3 protein-coding genes are annotated in these 1,663 nt (G+C 49.0%); all 3 read left to right on the forward strand.

The genetic code is table 11. The features are described 5' to 3' along the window. The coding region (locus M3090_RS15210; protein WP_249057678.1) for a hypothetical protein at positions 1–225 on the forward strand (225 nt) is incomplete at its 5' end. After that, positions 173–697, forward strand: coding sequence for a hypothetical protein (locus M3090_RS15215; RefSeq protein ID WP_204483447.1), 525 nt, complete (start codon positions 173–175; stop codon positions 695–697). The genes M3090_RS15210 and M3090_RS15215, both read left to right, overlap by 53 nt. 119 nt (positions 698–816) lie before the next feature. Continuing rightward, positions 817–1,663 (forward strand): helix-turn-helix transcriptional regulator (locus tag M3090_RS15220; protein ID WP_249057680.1); only part of this gene is annotated, 847 nt, incomplete at its 3' end.

Below are 1,663 nucleotides of genomic sequence, written 5' to 3' on the forward strand. Positions count from 1 at the left end.
AGGTATATAGAGATAATGGCGAATGCCCTATTCGGAAAAACTGTCATCAATGACACTTTTTTCGAGTATGATTTATCGTGTTTCTCATGCTATACCTGTTGGCATGTTACTGGATATTTGGCTTGGAATCGTAAAACAAGGTGGAAAAAGGATGCATCATTATTTATTAAGCATGATGAAATTATTGGAGAAATATTACAATATCAATTATTACTGCACTTATAAGCTGCTGTTCTTCATTTTCAACAGGATGCTAAATCCTTTCCATTGGCTAAGCCTCTCGAAATGGAACAACCGCTATATAAACCGATGCATTTCGCTTAATAAGCGACAAGAAGCAGCCGGAATGGATAAAGGTGTCGATGTCTATATCAGCAATATGGCACTTAGCACCCCAATCACCATCAGCTTTTGGATATTCAGTCTTGCCTGCCTTGTCTGCTCCAAGATACTAAGTGTACAATTAGTGCGTATTATTTTGGAAAACGACATCATTTTTTATTCATTACTCGTAGTCTTCGTGATATGCGGATATTATGTCAATGAAATATTTCTGTTCAAGAACGACAAATACAAGAAGTATTTCGCCGAGTTTGACAAAAAGAAAAAGTATCTGCTCTATTACAGCATCTATGTCGTTTCTCTGATAGTCCAGTTCGCGACTTTCTATCTGTTGCTTATAGAAATAGTGGTATAATGCTTGCCATAAACACAATATTTCCCTACCGTGCGGCATTTCCGGCGGAAAGCGGAACAACCGGACAGGGGCAACCGGTTATCTTTACGGATTCATCAAACAATAAAAATATATCTCTTATGCAAACAAATTTCATCGAACAGTTGTCCGCCACCGCCCCGGAATGCTTGGAACAGGCCACCGCCGCCCTGTGCGGAGAAGTGAAAGGGCTGCTGAAAGCCCGTACCCCAAAGCGTTACCTCACACTGGAACCCTATGCGCGGGACACAAACCTATGCCACCACCTCCTCGACCTGCTGACGGAACAGCCCGCGCTGCCGGATGTGTCGGCTCCAGGATGCCGCCCGCTGCTGATGCTGCTCGCCCTGTCGGAAGACACGGAAGTACAGAACCGGCTGCTGCACGGACTGGTGGAGCCATGGCGGAAAGCCTTCCGCACGCCGGAGATGCTCTACCTGTGCGACGTGCTGTACCAGACCCGCATCCCCCGTCCCCTGTATAATATGTGCAACGAGGTGTGCGACTACTTCTTCGTGGAGCGGCGCAAGCAAATGAGCCGCCAGCCCACACCGCTCACCGAAGCGGAGCTGCAATATGCCGAGAAACGGCTGAAGCCCCTGTATGCCGCCGTGTTCCGGCTGAAAGTGAACCGCTACAGCTACCGCACGAACAGCGTGGAGGAACTGGCGGGGATGCTCTGCATGAGCGTATCGACCTTCCGCGAGAAATTCAGCAAGATATACCGCCAGTCCGCCAACAAATGGCTGCGGGAACAGCGCATCGGGCAGATACGCCGGGACTTGAAATACCACTACGACCGCCCGCTCAGGGAGATAGCCGAGAAGAACGGTTTCGAGTCCGCCAACCGTTTCTGGGAATTCTGCACGGGACAGATGAAGCAAAGCCCCAGCGAGCTGCACAAGGAGCTGTACGACGAGCTGTGCGAGGAACGGCGGAAGTTCTATT

The organism is Bacteroides sp. ET71 (genome assembly GCF_023336905.1).
Classification (GTDB): domain Bacteria; phylum Bacteroidota; class Bacteroidia; order Bacteroidales; family Bacteroidaceae; genus Bacteroides.

Coding starts and splice junctions, on each gene's coding strand:
- M3090_RS15215 (WP_204483447.1), top strand. CDS start 173: ATGATGAAATTATTGGAGAAATATTACAATATCAATTATTACTGCACT.